The organism is Enhygromyxa salina (assembly GCF_002994615.1).
Classification (GTDB): Bacteria; Myxococcota_A; Polyangia; order Nannocystales; family Nannocystaceae; genus Plesiocystis; species Plesiocystis salina_A.
In genome coordinates this window covers 20,045-33,812 of sequence record NZ_PVNK01000112.1, presented here as the reverse complement: position 1 = coordinate 33,812, position 13,768 = coordinate 20,045, and the positions used below count along the sequence as shown (strand labels likewise).

At 69.5% G+C, this 13,768-nt stretch carries 13 protein-coding genes; 5 read left to right on the top strand and 8 right to left on the bottom strand.

The annotated features are described in order from the left end of the window. Positions 1–14: 14 nt before the first annotated feature. The 3 genes from ENSA5_RS10780 to ENSA5_RS10770 are packed head-to-tail and all read right to left on the bottom strand — an operon-like array spanning position 15 to position 2,910. On the bottom strand, positions 15–641 hold the full coding sequence (locus ENSA5_RS10780) for a PH domain-containing protein (protein ID WP_106391551.1): 627 nt from the start codon (positions 639–641) through the stop codon (positions 15–17). A 50-nt stretch (positions 642–691) separates the two neighbouring features. Continuing rightward, positions 692–1,888: an ArsA family ATPase gene (locus ENSA5_RS10775; protein WP_181197620.1), complete on the bottom strand. Its 1,197-nt coding sequence runs from the start codon at positions 1,886–1,888 to the stop codon at positions 692–694. Between the two features lie 17 nt (positions 1,889–1,905). Further along, entirely contained in the window at positions 1,906–2,910 is a 1,005-nt protein-coding gene (locus tag ENSA5_RS10770; protein ID WP_181197619.1) for an ArsA family ATPase, read from the bottom strand. Positions 2,911–3,022: 112 nt separating this feature from the next. On the opposite strand from ENSA5_RS10770, the gene ENSA5_RS10765 reads away from it, so the two are divergent. The 3 genes from ENSA5_RS10765 (at position 3,023) to ENSA5_RS10755 (ending at position 5,365) form a co-directional block, all read left to right on the top strand. Beyond that, a complete protein-coding gene (locus tag ENSA5_RS10765) occupies positions 3,023–3,937 on the top strand; it encodes a prenyltransferase (protein ID WP_146155557.1) in 915 nt (304 codons plus the stop codon). A gap of 144 nt (positions 3,938–4,081) precedes the next feature. Continuing rightward, positions 4,082–4,840 carry a sigma-70 family RNA polymerase sigma factor gene (locus tag ENSA5_RS10760; RefSeq protein WP_181197618.1) on the top strand — a complete coding sequence of 253 codons (759 nt, stop codon included), beginning with the start codon at positions 4,082–4,084 and terminating at the stop codon, positions 4,838–4,840. 99 nt (positions 4,841–4,939) lie between these two features. Continuing rightward, the gene (locus ENSA5_RS10755; protein WP_106391548.1) at positions 4,940–5,365 is read left to right on the top strand and encodes an anti-sigma factor family protein; all 426 of its coding nucleotides are present in this window, start codon (positions 4,940–4,942) and stop codon (positions 5,363–5,365) included. 70 nt (positions 5,366–5,435) lie between these two features. Here ENSA5_RS10755 and ENSA5_RS10750 read toward each other — a convergent pair whose 3' ends face one another. The 3 genes from ENSA5_RS10750 to ENSA5_RS10740 all read right to left on the bottom strand — a co-directional run bounded on the left by ENSA5_RS10750 (position 5,436) and on the right by ENSA5_RS10740 (position 9,394). Next, entirely contained in the window at positions 5,436–6,482 is a 1,047-nt protein-coding gene (locus tag ENSA5_RS10750; RefSeq protein WP_181197617.1) for a DUF4215 domain-containing protein, read from the bottom strand. 309 nt (positions 6,483–6,791) lie between these two features. Further along, entirely contained in the window at positions 6,792–7,841 is a 1,050-nt protein-coding gene (locus tag ENSA5_RS10745) for a phytoene/squalene synthase family protein (RefSeq protein WP_106391546.1), read from the bottom strand. After that, positions 7,838–9,394, bottom strand: a complete 1,557-nt coding sequence (locus ENSA5_RS10740; protein WP_258182815.1) for a phytoene desaturase — start codon at positions 9,392–9,394, stop codon at positions 7,838–7,840. The genes ENSA5_RS10745 and ENSA5_RS10740 overlap by 4 nt, the downstream gene beginning before the upstream one ends. Before the next feature lie 90 nt (positions 9,395–9,484). Here ENSA5_RS10740 and ENSA5_RS10735 point away from each other — a divergent pair, with 90 nt between their 5' ends. Together ENSA5_RS10735 and ENSA5_RS10730 are read left to right on the top strand one after the other, a co-directional pair. Beyond that, a complete protein-coding gene (locus ENSA5_RS10735) occupies positions 9,485–10,396 on the top strand; it encodes a MerR family transcriptional regulator (protein ID WP_106391544.1) in 912 nt (303 codons plus the stop codon). Between the two features lie 10 nt (positions 10,397–10,406). Continuing rightward, the gene (locus ENSA5_RS10730) at positions 10,407–11,147 is read left to right on the top strand and encodes a hypothetical protein (protein WP_106391543.1); all 741 of its coding nucleotides are present in this window, start codon (positions 10,407–10,409) and stop codon (positions 11,145–11,147) included. Here ENSA5_RS10730 and ENSA5_RS10725 read toward each other — a convergent pair. Further along, positions 11,134–12,207: a carotenoid 1,2-hydratase family protein gene (locus tag ENSA5_RS10725; protein WP_106391542.1), complete on the bottom strand. Its 1,074-nt coding sequence runs from the start codon at positions 12,205–12,207 to the stop codon at positions 11,134–11,136. The two genes, ENSA5_RS10730 and ENSA5_RS10725, sit on opposite strands and share 14 nt — an antisense overlap. Continuing rightward, the gene (gene crtD, locus ENSA5_RS10720; RefSeq protein ID WP_106391541.1) at positions 12,204–13,724 is read right to left on the bottom strand and encodes a 1-hydroxycarotenoid 3,4-desaturase CrtD; all 1,521 of its coding nucleotides are present in this window, start codon (positions 13,722–13,724) and stop codon (positions 12,204–12,206) included. The genes ENSA5_RS10725 and crtD overlap by 4 nt, the downstream gene beginning before the upstream one ends. Between the last annotated feature and the right edge of the window lie 44 nt (positions 13,725–13,768).

Below are 13,768 nucleotides of genomic sequence, written 5' to 3'. Positions count from 1 at the left end.
CAGGCGTCAGCAACTCAGAGTACTTCGCCGCCGCCGTCTTGGAAGTCGCCGAGGTCGGAGCCTGGGGCCAGCTCCATGGGGCGGTTGGTCTGGCGGGCGGCCTGGACCGCGTCGCGGAGCTCCTCGAACAGCTGGCGATGGTTGGGGAGGCCGTGGAGGACCAGCTCGGGGTTGCTCTGGTCGGTGCTGATCAGCTTGATGCGACCGTTCTTGAAGATGCGGTCGACCAGTGACTGGGAGTACTCGACGTCGAGCACACGCCACAGCTCGAGCGACTCGACCTTCTTGGCGAGGACCCCGTGCTCGGTCTCGACCCGGCGGTGGGTGACCTTGTACTTGGTCGAGATGTGAGTCAGGTAGGTCCACAGCAGCCCGGGCAGCCCGATCAGCCACAGCAGGCCCAGGGCCCAGCCGGGCACGCCGAGGTCGAGCATGTTGATCCCGATCGCCACGGCCCCGCCGACGACGGAGATCCCCGCCCACTTGAGGTAGCCGCCGAGTCGCGCGCTGTGCCTGGCGATGCCGGCGAACAGCTGCTCGCCGGAGCCCGGCTGAGCCATCGAGCCCTGCGGCGCTCGGGCGACGGCGCGGCCCGGAGCTTGTTGCTGGCGACCCTGCTGCTGCGGCGGCGGCTGGTTCATGTCGCCCACGTTAGACCGATCCGGCCCCGGCGTCAGCCAAAGAGACGGGCTCAGCTCCGCGGCAGCGTGCGCTCGGCCGCGAGGTAGGGGCCGAGGGTGTGGAGGCCCGGCAGATCACGGATGTCGCCGTCGAGCCGGGCGATGATCAGCCCGAGCGCGTCTTCGGGCAGCTGCTGGGCGAGGCGGCGGATCGACTCGAGCGCGCGGAGGTTGGTGTTCGCGGCGCGGGTCCGGACCTCGTGGAGGCTGGCCAGGAGCGAGGTCATCGCCTCGCGCTCGTGGCGGTGGAGCTCGTCGCGAAACAGCAGCCGGATCGTGGTCGGGCTGTCGAGCTCGCCAGCCGAGCTGACGATCGCTAGGGGGTCGGCGTGGGTCAGGCGCTCGTAGGCGCGGTTGAACACGGCGACGTCGATCTGCACGCCGCGGCTCGCGATCCCGGCTGCGAGGGCCTCGGCGTCGGCGAGGTGGGTGGCGTCGGCCGAGCTCACGAGCACGAAGCTGGTCTCGGGCGCGTGGAGGATCTTCTGGATCGCCGAGGCCCGGGCGTGGAAGCCCTCGCGCATGCCGTAGAAGGCCTCGAAGAACGCGAGCGTCTCGCGGGCGAGCTCCTGACCGACGACGACCTCGAACAGCTTGGTCGCCGCGGCCCCGGAGCTCTGCATCAGCCGCGCCCGGAGCCCGCGGCCCTTGTTCTGGCGCACGAACCACTTGACGACCCCCTCCTCCAAGAAGGTTGCGAGCCGCGAGGGCGCGTCGAGGATGTCGAGGGCGTTGCGAGCTGGCGGGGTGTCGAGGATGACGAGGTCGTAGTCGCCCGAGGCCATGACCTCGTGGAGCCGCTCCATCGCGAGGTAGGCGTGGCTGCGGGCCAGGGTCCCGGCCATCGCCCGGTACACGCGGTTGCGCAGGACCCGGTCGCGGGTCTCGTCGTCGGGCGCCACGCGGCTCATCAGCGAGTCCATGCTCGCGGCGTTGTCGAACATCGCGGCGAAGAGCTGACCCGGGACCTCGACGCCGAGCTTGCTCAGGTCGTCGGTCGGGACCTCGCGGATCTCGTCGTCGAGCCCGCTGAGGCCGAGGGCGTCGGCGAGGCGCTTGGCCGGGTCGATCGTCAGGACCAGGGTCCGCTGCCCGAGCTCCGCCGCGCGCAGGGCGATCGCCGCGGACACCGTGGTCTTGCCGACGCCACCGGGGCCGACCGCGATCAGCAGCCGCTGGCGCACAAGTAGCTCGTCGATCCCGCTCACCTGCTCGCTCTCGCTCCTCAACGGCGCGGAATTGCCGTCACGTTGGTCTCTTCGCGCTGTTGCCCGCTGTCGAGCAGCGTGAGGGTTTTTTCGCCGATCGCGGCGATCGTGTCGAGGTCGAGCACGCGCCCGGCCACGCTCGGGAGCTCGACCATCGGCATGTCGACCTCGCGCAGGAGGCGGTTGATCTGCGAGCGGGCGTTGGCGTGATAGCGCATCGCGCGGCGAGCGATCGCTACGTCGTCGACGAGGGTGTCGATGCCAAATTCCCGCGCGTGGTGCTCGAGCCGATCGAGCATCCCGGCCTGGGTGGGGCTCAGCGGTCGGCGCGGGACCTGGTTGACGAACAGCACGCCGAGGGCGACGTCGTGGTGGCGGGTCAGCTGCTGGTGGAGCTCGACGGTCTCCTGCGCGGGCAGCTCGAGGGGCAGCGTGACCAGGCTCAGGATCGTCCGACGCGGATCGCTGAGCAGGCTCGAGAACCCGTCGACCATGCGCCGCATCGGCCCGTCGCCGATCAGCCCGTCCATGACCGAGGGCAGGTTGAGCAGCATGATCGCGTGGCCGGTCGCGTCGAGGTCGACGAAGATCGGATCCCAGCGCATGGTGCTGCCGCCCGGCGCGCGAGCGTTTTCCAGCGCGCTGAGCTTGTTCAGGATCGCGACCTCCGAGACCGAGGGCGCCGCGTGAAAAAACTTCTGCAGGGTCTTGTTGCGCATGATCGTCCGCGCGACCCGCTTGATCGGGATGTGCTCCTCGAAGTACTCGCCGAGCGCGGACTCGAAGTCGAGGTTCATCGCGTGGACGCCCCGGCCGACGTCGCGCGGCTCGTAGCCGATGTGGTCGACCTCGAACACCGCCTCCATCGACGCGCGGTGGCCGAGCTCGACGACCAGCGGCCGGCGCCCGCGGCGGGCGGCCTCGAGGGCGAGGGCCGCGACCAAGGTGGTCTTGCCGACGCCACCCTTGCCCGTGAACAGCAAGAGTCGCCGGTCGAGGAGCGATGTGGCGCTGACGTGCACGGCCTGAGCGAAGCTGCGTAACCCAGGGTCCGCGCGCCGTCCACCCCCCAGCTTGCGAGTTCCGGCGCGGGCTGGCTTGCGCTGCGCTGGACTCGCGCCTACCGTGGCCACGATGTCGCCCTGGGGCGCATGGGTCCAGGCTGCCCGACCGCTGGCTGCCGCCAACGTCGCGGTGCCGCTCATCCTTGGCCAGGTCCTGGCCTACGCGGCCCACGGGGGCTTCTCGTGGCGATTGTTCGGCGCCGTGCAGCTGCTCGGCGCGCTCAACCAGCTCTTCGTCGTGTTCGCCAACGACTTCGCGGACCGCGAGGCCGACGCGATCAACCCCTCGCCCTCGGTGGTGTCGGGCGGCTCACGGGTGATCCAGGAGGGCAAGCTCTCGCCCGAGGCCCTGCGCAAGGCGGCGTGGATCATGCTCGGCGCGATGGTCGTGGTCGCGCTGATCCTGGCCTTGATCCATCAGCTGTGGTGGTTGCCCGTGCTCGTGGTCGGCGGCGCGGGCTTGATGTGGGCCTACAGCTTCGCGCCGCTGCGCATGTCCTATCGCGGGCACGGCGAGCTGCTCCAGGGTCTAGGTCTCGGGGTCGTGCTGCCGATCATCGGCTTCTACGCCCAAGCCGGGGAGTTTGATGGCCTGCCCTGGCTCGGGCTCCTGCCCTGCTTCTTGTTTGGCTACGTCGGCAACCTCTTGACCTCGCTGCCCGACTACCCCGGGGATCGGGCGGCCAACAAGCGGACCTACGCCGTGCGCTACGGCCAGTTCGACGCCCGCCGCCACGCGCTCGAGATGCTCGCCGTGGCGATCGGCTTCGGCTGGCTGGTGGTCCCGGGGCTGCCGTGGTGGGCCGTCGCGGGGATCATCGTCGTGCCGCTTTGGCCCGTGCTCGTCGCTGCGCGCCTGCTCGGCTCGGCCGACGCTGGCAACCGCGGCGAGTGCCTCCGTTTCGTCATGCTCGGCGCTGGGGCGGCGAACCTGGCCATGCTGGCGTGGATGCTCGCAGCCCTGATCCGCGCCTGGGTCGGGTGAGGGCCCGACACAAAACAACTATTCCTCGCGCGCGCTTGACCGCCGAGCCGTCTCGCGCGGATGATCCCCCCTGTCGCGCCCGGAATCTCCGGCCGTTGGGAACCTGACCTGGGGCACGGTGTCACTCAGGCCCGACCCGCGACCGTGTACGCGCAAGTGAACGCCGAGGACAGCCGCACCGACGCCAAGGCCGGTGACGCAAGCGAAGCAGGAGCTGCGTCGCCGCAGCCTGTGGCGGACAGCCCCAAACAAGGGCCGAAGCGGCGCTTCCGCGGCAAGCCCGAGACCGAGGAGGCTCGAGCCGCGCGCGACGCCAAGGACCGCCGCCTCGTCCGTCGGCTCAAGCAGGGCGACGAGCGGGCCTTCCAGGAGCTCGTCCACACCTACCAAGATCGGATCTTCGGCCTCGTGTTCCGGATGATCGGAAACCGCCAGGAGGCCGAGGACATCGCTCAAGAGGTCTTCATCTCGGTCTATCGCGGGATCGGCAACTACCGCGGCGAGGGCCGGTTCTACACCTGGCTGTATCGGATCGCCTCGAACACCTGCAAGAACCGGATCAAGTACCTCAAGGGTCGCAACTTCCACCGCGCGTCGGACATCGACGAGACCCCCGCGGCCCACACCCGCGGCGAGGACGGCGGCGCCGTCGTCTCGCTCCAGAGCGTGGTCCCCGGGCCCGAGGCCACGATCCTCGGCAACCGGCTCGAGCGCGCGATCCAGGCCGAGATCGCCCAGCTCGAGCCGGAGCACCGCCTGCTGATCGTCCTGCGCGACATCCAGGGCCTCAGCTACGCCGAGATCCTCAACATCACCGGCCTCCAAGAGGGCACGCTCAAGAGCCGCCTCCACCGCGCCCGCCTCGCCCTCAAAGCCCGGCTCGAGCCCTACATGGAGCCGTGAACACACAAAGCTCTTTACCCCGCCGGTTCTGCGACTAACCTTGACCTGGGCGCCTCGCGCCCCAGATTCACCACTAGGTTCAGCATCACGATCACGACCATGGCCGCCGACTCCAACGCCGAGCTGATGACCGCCTACCTCGACGATGCGCTCGAGGCCGGCGACGCGGCGTCGTTCGAGAAGTACCTCGACGACTCGCCCGAGGCCCGGCGCGAGGTCGAGGATCTGCAGAAGCTGCTCTCGGTCGTGCGCGAGCTGCCCGACGTCGAGGCCCCGCCAGACTTTTACGAGAAGCTGGCCAAGAAGATGCGCCGCCGCCGGGCCGGGCCCGAGGGCGTGTCGCTCTCGCTGATCTCGCTGCCCTTCCAGGTCCTGAGTATTTTGGTGATCATGGTGATCGCCGCGACCTTCTTGATGCTGGAGATCGAGCGAGAGAACGCCCAGATCGAGAAGGACCCGAGCGCCGCCGAAGCCAAGGACAAGGCCGATCGCGAGCGCGCCCAGGCACGGGCCGCGCGCGAGTGAACAATCCGGCGCGAGGAGCCGCGATGCATTGCACCACGGGCTCCAAGGCCCCAGCGAGTTGGTCGCTACATCAGTAGTCGTAGCAGTCGTCGGCGTCGAGCACGAGGCGGCGGACCTGGTCGCCGTCGTGTCCGGCACAGTTGCCCGTGTAGCTCCCGCCGAGGTGGTACCAGGTCGCGTTGCACCCGGCCATCGGCACGACCGCGGTCGAGACCCAGCCCGTACCATCGAGGCTGCAGGTGTTGCCGGCGTCCTGGGCGTGGCTGCAACCGGCCCACAGCACATGCTGGTCGTTGGCCTCCTGGAGCGTTGGCGCGTTGACGCGATCGCTCGACCAGACCCACGAGTTCGTGGTGCAGTCGACGGCCTGCCACTGATCGTTGTTGAGACAGCTACTCCCGGAGACGCAGTCGTTGGTGCACGCGTCGTCGTCGACCATGTTGCCGTCGTCGCACTCCTCGATTTCGTCCTGAACGAAGCCATCGCCGCAGACGGCCGCGACGCAGACGCCGACGCAGTCATCGGTGTCATCCATGTTGGCATCGTCGCACTCTTCGACCAAGTCCTGGACGAAGCCGTCGCCGCAGGTCGCCGAGATGCACCCGGCGACGCAGTCGTCGGTGTCGTCCATGTTGCCGTCGTCGCACTCCTCGTGGCCGGCCCACACGAAGGTGTCACCGCAGACAGCGGCGGTGCACAGCGAGGTGCAGTCGTCGGTGTCGTCCATGTTGCCGTCGTCGCACTCCTCCATGCCCTGAACCACGCCGTCGCCGCAGCTCAGCATGAGGCACTCGTTGGTGCAGCCGTCGTCATCGACGTCGTTGCCGTCGTCACACATCTCCACGCCTTCTTGCACGTAGCCGTCGCCGCAGGTCGCGTTCAGGCACTCGTTGGTGCACGCGTCCGTGTCCGAGGGGTTGCCGTCGTCGCACTCTTCGTCGCCTTCGGTGACGCCGTCACCGCAGACTGGACCGGTGTCGCCGTCGCCGTCGCCGTCGCCGTCGCCGTCGCCGTCGCCGTCGCCGTCACCGTTGCCGTCTTGATCACCGCTCTCGCCGGCGTCACCGTCACCGTCGCCGGTCGTCGAGTCGGTCGTCGAGAACGTGTCGTTCGTCATCCTCGGGTCGTCTTCAGCGACGCAGGCGGAAGACAGGGCAAGCGAACAAGAAAGTACAAGTGGGATGTTGAGTCGTTGCATCAAGCGAGTTTAGAATTTAATGATCCGCCAGATCACTGAAAATACAACTTAGAGGATAGGGTGGACCTGCCAGCTGTGACTAGATGGGCATATTAGCGAGAATCCATATGGGAAAGCTCCCATTGCCCACGGCTGCGAGCGTTCGCTGTGTCGAGACGAGCCGGCGGGCTCGTGCAGGGCCGATTTGCTCTTTGCTCATCCTGGTCGCCCAGGACGATACGCGAGGTGTCACACGTGGTCGCCAGATCGCGCGGGGAGTGCATCCACCACGGGCTCGATCAAAAACGCGCACTCGTCGATGACGGGCGCGTCCGCATGCTTCGCCTCGCCCGAGGGTGTGGGCCAAACCCAGGCCCGGATCAGCAGCCACAGCTTGCGCGCCTTGCTCGTGTGCGCGCGGCCGCGGCTCGGGTCGCAGCCCTGCTCGCGGATCACCCGGCCGATGTCAGCGTAGATCAAGCTCGCCGCACGGATCGCGGGCCGAGCGTCCCGCGGCAGCATCCCGATCCCGGCGTCCGCCCGCAGGTAGTACTCGTCGGCCTCGCGCAGCACGGCCTCGACGACCTCGGCCACGCGGGCGTCCCCCGCGTAGTGCCCGGGCCTGGCCACGAAGTCGACCGGGTCGACCCCGCGCTCGCGCAGCCACGCGGCCGGGAGGTAGAGCCGCCCGCGCTCGGCGTCCTCGAGCACATCACGGCAGATGTTGGTCAGCTGCATCGCGGCCCCGAGGTCGCAGGCCCGGGCCAGCGTCCGCGGCTCGCGGGGGCCCATCAGCAGGGTCATGACCACGCCGACCGCCGAGGCCACCCGCGCGCAGTAAGCCAGCAGCTCGGCCAGGGTCTCGTAGTCGCGCTCTCGCGCGTCCCACTCGAAGCCCTCGATCAGCGCGTCGATCAGCGCGCGAGGCAGCGCGAAGTCCCGGACCACGCGGGCGAAGGCGCGGTCGACCGGATCGTCGTCGGGCGTGCCCGCGTAGATCCGGTCGAGGCGGGCGGTCAGCTGCGTGACCGCCTCGTTGGGCTCGTCAGAGAAGTCGACGAGGTCGTCGGCGATCCGACAAAAGGCGTAGAAGGCCGCCGCGGGCCCGCGCATGCGCCCGGGCAAGAGCAGCGACGCGGCCGCGAAGCTCTTGCTGCCCACGGCCAGGATCTGCTTGCACGCTGCGATGTCAGCGTCAGCGTCAGCGTCAGCGTCGGCGCGGGAGCCCCTCGCGGGGGCGAAGTCGCGGCTGCGGACCGGCGCGGGCGCGAAGCGAGCCTCGTCGTCGGAGCCCGTCATTGCGCGGATCGAGCTGAGCGATGCACGAGCGCGTCGGCGTGGGGGACGACCTTGTCGAGCACCTTGGCCGAGCTCAGGACCCCGGGCACGCCCGCGCCCGGGTGGGTGCCCGCGCCGACCAGGTACAGGCCCTCGATCTCCTCGCTCTCGTTGTGCGGCCGAAAGTAGGCGCTTTGGGTCAGGACCGGCTCGACCCCGAACGCGGCGCCCTTGTGCGAGAGCAGCTCTCGCTCGAAGCCGAGGGGATCGAGCACGTGCGAGCTCGCGAGCTCGTCCTCGAGCCCGGGCATGATCGTGCTCGAAAGGTACGCGCAGATCTTGGCCCGGTAGCGCTCGCGCTCGGCCTCCCAGTCGGTCCCGCTGTCGAGGTGGGGCACGGGCGAGAGCACATAGAAGGCGTCGCAGCCCGCGGGCGCCAGGGCCGGGTCCGTGGCCGTCGGGCGGTGGAGGTAGAGCGAGAAGTCCTCGGCCAGGACCTTGCGCTCGAAGATGTCGTCGAGCAGGCCCTTGTAGCGCGGCCCGAGCAAGATCGTGTGGTGGGCGACGTCCTCGTACTTGCGCTTGGTCCCGAAGTACCAGACGAACAGGCTCATCGAGTAGCGCACGCGCTCGAGCTTCTTGTCGGTCCAGCGCTTGCGGTAGCGCGCGGGCAGCAAGTGCTTGTAGAGGTAGGCCGAGTCGGCGTTGGACACGACGATGTCGGCGTCGATCCGCTCGCCGGACTTCAGGCGGACCCCGGCCGCGCGGCCCTGCTCGACCAGCACCTCCTCGACCTCGGTCTCGAGCCGGACCTCGCCGCCCTGGCCCTCGACGAGCTCGACGAGTCCCCTGATCAAGGTGCCGGTCCCGCCGATCGGGAAGAACACGCCCCACTTGCGCTCCAAGAACGCGATCAGCGTGTAGATCGACGTGGTCTTGAACGGGTTGCCGCCGACCAGCAGCGGGTGAAAGGAGAACACCTGGCGGAGGCGCTCGTCCTCGATGAAGCGGGCGACGAGGTTGTAGACGGTCCGGTAGCTCTGCAGCCGGATCATCGCCGGGGTGATCTTCAGCATGTCGAGGATGCTGCCGAAGGGCACGTGCGACAGACGCTCGAACCCGACCTCGAAGATCTGCTCGGACATCCGCAAGAAGCGCTCGTAGTGCTCGACGTCGTCGGGGTTGAACTTGCGGATCTGCTCGCGCATGACCTCGGCGTCGCCCTGGTAGTCGAACACCTCGCCGTCGTGAAAGCGGACCCGATAGAAGGGGGAGACCGGGCGCATGTCGATCGTGTCGGCCATGCGCTTGCCACACAGCTCCCACAGCTCCTCGAGCAAGAAGGGCGCGGTGATCACCGTCGGGCCGCCGTCGAAGGTGAACCCGTCTTGACGGTAGACGTAGGCCCGCCCGCCCGGCTGGTCACGCCGCTCGAGCACCGTCACGCGGTAGCCACGGGCGCCGAGCCGGACCGCGGCGGCCAGACCGCCAAAGCCGCTACCGATCACCAGCGCGTGCGGGGTGTCAGACCCGCCGCCAGCCGTGGAGGTCGAGGGTGAACTCTGGATGTTCAAGGTTTGCATGATCCCTGGGCGTTCTTGGCGAGAACCTTTGACAAGCCTGGTCCCTCGTGGTCTCCATTATGTAGCAGCAGGATCGAGCGCATGCCCAGCCACAGGGGCAAATACCGAATTCAGACCGTCGCCGACATGACCGCGGTGCCAGCCGCGACCTTGCGCGCGTGGGAGCGGCGCTACGGCATCCCTTCGCCCGAGCGCAGCTCGTCGTCCTATCGCCTGTTCAGCGACGACGACGTGGCCTCGATCCGCAAGCTCAAGGAGCTGTGCGACGAGGGCATGGCGCCGGCCGAGGCGGCGCGGATGGTCGAGCGGATCGCCGAGGGCCGCGACGCGCCGGTCGAGTCCGACCCCTACGAGCACATCTGCGGGGCGATCCTCACGGCGCTCGAGCAGTTTGATCCGCGCGGCGTCGAGCGGGCCGTGCGGGCCGCGATGTTCCTGGGTTCGGCCACGAAGGTCTACCAGCGGGTGATCGGCCCGACCATGCGCGCGGTCGGGGATCGCTGGCACGACGGCAGCTTCTCGGTCGCGCAAGAGCACATGGCGAGCGAGGCGCTCGGGGCCCTCGCCCGCGACCTCCTGCGGCTGCTCGATCGAGAGACCGAGGCCCCGGACGCGCTCATCGCCTGTTTCGCCGACGAAGACCACGATCTGGGCCTCTATGGCGTGGCCTTCGGCCTGATCCAGTGGGGCCTGCGCCCGGTCGTGCTCGGCGCCAAGACCCCGCCCGCGGCGATCCGCCACGCGGTCGAGAGCATCGAGCCCGCGATCGTCGGCCTGTCGATCACCGTCGGGCCTCCCGCGTACCGTGCGCGTGAGCTGATCGATGGTTACGCCGACGCGATCCAGGGTGTGCCCTGGATCGTCGGCGGGTCCGGCTCCGAGGATCTTCGCGAGTCGATTGAAGCTTCCGGGGGTATTGTCGTCGGCACGCGCGCACTCGACGAGGTCAAGCCCGTCGTGGTCCAGGCCCTCGCAGGGAAGCTGAAGGGATGAAGTCCGAGTCATGATCCTCGCCACGTTGAGCCTCGTGTTGTCGACCTCGCCGCTCGTCTCCGGTCTCTCGCCGGTCACCCCCCAGGCCGATCCGCTCGAGCTTCACCAGCTCGCGGCCACCAGCGGAGCGCCCGCGGAGGAGCAAGAGGTCGTCAAGACCGAGCACTGGGCCGGGCACCAGGTCGTGTTCGGCAAGCGCGACGTCCCGGTGCTCGGGACCCTCGAGACGCGCATGGACACCTGGGTGATCGCGCGCGTGCGCCGGACCGCCGACTCGATCCAGATCGACCAGCGCGCGTGCAAGGTCAACTACTCCGACGTCGGCGGGGTCAAGGTCTACGTCGACGCCGACGCCCTGCCGGACTCGCGGATCGTGTTCGAGGCCGTCGAGGGCACGCCGCACTTCACCATGTCCGGGACCGTCAACTGGGGCGAAGAAGACATCGACGAGGACGGCGAGCCCGGGATGCGCGTCTACGTCGACGCGGGCGTGTGCAGCGGCAACCTCCACGTGACCAACAAGACCACGACCAGCGCGCGCGCCTTCGGAGACGACAAGGGCACGCCGATCTACGGCGAGGTCACCGTCAGCGTGCGTCAGAAGATCCTCGGCGCCGACGGCAAGTGCCTCGCGGCCATGGCCAAAGACAGCTACGAGAGCAGCAAGGGCAGCTTTCGCTACGCCAAGATCAAGGCCAACGAGACCTGCCAGTCGCTGCTCGACGCCGGCTGGCCCGTCAGCGCGCGCTGACGCTGCGCATCTTGAAGGGCAGCAAGAAGCGGACCCACGGGGCCGCGAAGCGCCGGAGCGAGAGTGACTCGTGGACGGCCGTGCCCTCGCGCTCGCCGAGCCGCGTCCGGACCAGGTTGCGCGAGTAAAAGGGGGTGTCCTCGAGGGTGTGGAGCAGCTCGGGCTGGTGGCCGTCGTCGCAGCGGACCGCTCGCTCGACCCCCCAGCCCGTCCGGGCCAGCGCGATCGCGGGGCCGAAGCTGGCGCTCGGGAGCTCCTCGTGGGTCGCCGACGCGGGCACGAAGCGCCACGCGCGGGCGTGGGCCTGGCCGCCCGGATCGACGACGTCGTAGAGGATCACCGTCTCGTCGCCGAGCTCGCAGCGCGACCAGTTCCACGACGCGAAGCCCTGCTCGAGGCCCTCGTCGCCCTCGTTGATGTCGTGGTAGCCCGAGCCCGAGAAGCGCAGCGCGGGCTCGTCGAGCTCGACCTCGATCCTCGCGTGGGGGGCGACGGGGTACCAGCGGTGGCGGGGCTCGGCGCGCCAGTGATCGAGCTCGACTCGGGGGCCGAAGAGCGCCGAGGGCCGGAGCCGGACGCGGCCACGCAGGGGCGGCCCCGGGCGTCCGAAGAAGCGCGTGCTTTGTTCGTCGAGCTCCACGATCAGCTCGCTGCCGTCGCCCTGCCAGCGGATCGAGCTCGCGCCGACACGCAGGTGGGTGCGATCCCGCGCGAACGCGGCGTGCTCGGTCATCGCCCAGGCGCGGCCGCCGGGTCGCGGGCCGGGTTGTTGGCCGGGACGCCGGCCGGGACGCCGGCCTGGACGCCGGCCTGGACGCCGACCTGGACGATAGAGCGCCACGTTCACGGCGCAGTGCTGCTCCGGATCCGCGGGCGCGTCCGCGCGCCGGGCCCGGAAGTAGCGAGGCGAGAACACCGAGCCCACGAACATGATGATCGTGAAGCCCAGCGAGCCGTCGTCCGAGACCCCGTCGAGGTACCACCACGCGTAGCCGCCCGGTCCAACGGGGACATCGAAGCCCGGCGTCGCGTCGGCGAGGGTGTGTCCGTGCTCAGTCATGACCGGCCGAGATCCTTGGCCACCGCGCGCCCGGCGATCTGGCCGCTGAGGCAGACCATCGGGACCCCGGCGCCGGGGTGTGCGCCGCCGCCAGCGAGGTACAGGCGCTCGAGCCCGGCCCGAGCCTGGGGCCGACGAAAGGGCGCCATCATCGTGTGGGTTGCAAAGCCGTAGAGCGCGCCGCCGGTCGCCGGGAACAGGCGCTCGAACTGTGCCGGGCTGGTCCGGACCTGCTCGACCACATCGAGCTCGAGCCCGGCGTCGCGCAAGACCGCGAAGCTCCGCCGCTCGAGGGCGTCGAGCTCGACCCTCGTCCATGGATCTTCGTCGCCGCGAGCGGGGGCGTTGACCAGGACCAGGAGGCGCTCGGGCGCGGACCAGTCCGGCGTCGCGCCTCGCTCGGCGGCCTCGACCCGGTCTTGGGCGCACACGTAGACCGTCGGCTCGTCGATCAGCTCCCCGCGCTCGACCGCCCGAAATTCGGCCGGGTAGTCCCGCGAGAAGAACACGCTGTGATGGGCGAGGGGGAACCCGCGGGTTCGCGCGAGGGTCGACCAGGTCACGGCCGAGAGCGAGCGCGCGGCCCCGCGCCCGTAGCGGACGCAGCCGCGTAGCTCGGCCCCGAGCCGACCCTCGTCGACGGCCTGCGGGGCCGCGTTGACGATCACCGCGTCGGCGTGGATCCGCTCGCCCCCGCGCAGCTCGACCCCGACCGCGCGCCCGTCGGCCACGAGCACGCGCCGGACCTCCGCGCCCGTGCGCAGCGCCACGCCCTGCTCCTCGGCGACCCGCACGAGGGCCTCGGCGAGGCGATACATGCCGCCTTTGACCCGCCAGACCCCCGCTTGCTCGACGTGCGCGATCAGGTTGAGCGTCGCCGGGCTGCGAAAGGGAGACGAGCCGTAGTAGGTCGCGTAGCGGCCGAAGAGCTGGCGCAAGCGTGGGTCGCGAAAAAAGCTCCCGATCGCCGACCACATCGTCCGGTGCCAGTCGATGCTCGCGAAGTCCAGCGCCCCGCGCAGGCCTTTCGCGGTCACGACCGAGGACACGCTCGGTCGCTCCGAGCGCAAGAAGGGCTGCTCGACGACCGAGTAGATGCGCTCGCAGTGAGCGCAGAAGCGTCGGTAGCCCTCGGCCTCCCTCGCGTCGGCAAATTCTGTGATCGCGCTTGCGGAGCGATCGATGTCGGCGAATAGATCTAGCCGACTCCCGTCGGGCCAGGCGTGACGGGCGAGGATCTCGACGGGGACGAGCTCGACGTAGTCACCGAGCGTCCGCCCAGCTGCAGCAAACAACCCGTCAAACGCCCAGCGCATGGTCATGACCGTCGGTCCCGAATCGATCGCTCGTCCCCCGACCTCGAGCTCGCGCATCTTGCCGCCAAGTCGCGGCGCCTGCTCGAGCACGGTCACGTCGAAGCCGAGCGCCGCGGCCTGGATGGAAGCCGACAGTCCACCGACGCCCCCGCCGATGACGACGACCGTCCGATTCTCTGCTACAGTGCCCCCCGCGCTCACACCACTCACACGTGGATTCAGCGTTCAAGTGCCGAATTCAGCCG

What these genes read in the sequence shown, in the direction of transcription:
- ENSA5_RS10780 (WP_106391551.1), bottom strand. Translation starts at nt 641, where the DNA reads ATGAACCAGCCGCCGCCGCAGCAGCAGGGTCGCCAGCAACAAGCTCCG.
- ENSA5_RS10765 (WP_146155557.1), top strand. Translation starts at nt 3,023, where the DNA reads ATGTCGCCCTGGGGCGCATGGGTCCAGGCTGCCCGACCGCTGGCTGCC.
- ENSA5_RS10755 (WP_106391548.1), top strand. Translation starts at nt 4,940, where the DNA reads ATGGCCGCCGACTCCAACGCCGAGCTGATGACCGCCTACCTCGACGAT.
- ENSA5_RS10750 (WP_181197617.1), bottom strand. Translation starts at nt 6,482, where the DNA reads ATGACGAACGACACGTTCTCGACGACCGACTCGACGACCGGCGACGGT.
- ENSA5_RS10745 (WP_106391546.1), bottom strand. Translation starts at nt 7,841, where the DNA reads ATGACGGGCTCCGACGACGAGGCTCGCTTCGCGCCCGCGCCGGTCCGC.
- ENSA5_RS10735 (WP_106391544.1), top strand. Translation starts at nt 9,485, where the DNA reads ATGCCCAGCCACAGGGGCAAATACCGAATTCAGACCGTCGCCGACATG.
- ENSA5_RS10730 (WP_106391543.1), top strand. Translation starts at nt 10,407, where the DNA reads ATGATCCTCGCCACGTTGAGCCTCGTGTTGTCGACCTCGCCGCTCGTC.
- ENSA5_RS10725 (WP_106391542.1), bottom strand. Translation starts at nt 12,207, where the DNA reads ATGACTGAGCACGGACACACCCTCGCCGACGCGACGCCGGGCTTCGAT.